Here is an 812-nt window from a genome sequence, read left to right as displayed (position 1 = left end):
CAAAAAACCAAAACAAAAAAGGAGGAAAGCAACTATGGCTCAATACAATATTACAATAAGCGATGAAATCCTGCACGGGTTCCTGTCGCAAGATCAAGGACTGGCCAAACTGTTGGAACAGGTCTTGAATCAAATCCTTGAAGCCCAGTTAACGGATCAACTTGGCGCCGGCCGTTATGAGCGCACAGAGGGGCGAAAAGGCTATCGAAACGGGTCTTATCCCCGGCAATTGACGACTCGGGTGGGACGGTTGACCTTGCGCGTGCCGCGGACAAGGGATGGGGAATTTTCCACCGAACTCTTTCAACATTATCAACGGAGCGAACAAGCTCTGGTACTGGCCCTCATGGAAATGGTCGTAAACGGGGTGTCCACCCGCAAGATCACCCAAATCACGGAGGAATTATGCGGCACCTCGTTTTCCAAATCCACGGTTTCCTCGCTGTGCAAGGGGCTGGATCCGATGATCCAAGACTGGAATGACCGTTCCCTTCATGAACATGTGTATCCGTTTGTGCTAGTAGATGCTATTTATACGAAAGTCCGGGAAAATGGACGGGTACGTTCCAGAGCCGTTTTGATCGCCACAGGAGTGAATGAGGAAGGATACCGGGAAATTCTTGGCCTGCAAATCGGAAACAGTGAATCGGAGTCCAGCTGGAGCGAGTTCTTCGGATGGCTGAAAGACCGGGGACTCCGGGGAGTGGACTTGATCATCTCGGATCAACACGGCGGGCTGGTGCAAGCGATTGAAAAGCATTTCCAAGGCGCGACATGGCAGCGATGCCAGACACATTTTATTCGCAATATCC

General features: G+C 51.1%; 1 protein-coding gene. It reads left to right on the top strand.

The window, feature by feature from the left end; genetic code table 11:
• Window positions 1-34 precede the first annotated feature (34 nt).
• Window positions 35-812, top strand: a 778-nt coding sequence (locus CCB157_RS17145; RefSeq protein WP_143287148.1) for an IS256 family transposase, incomplete at its 3' end; no start/stop codon positions are given.

This window comes from Caenibacillus caldisaponilyticus (assembly GCF_002003465.1).
Lineage (GTDB): Bacteria > Bacillota > Bacilli > Bacillales > Sporolactobacillaceae > Caenibacillus > Caenibacillus caldisaponilyticus.
This window is presented reverse-complemented; position numbering and strand designations above follow the sequence as displayed.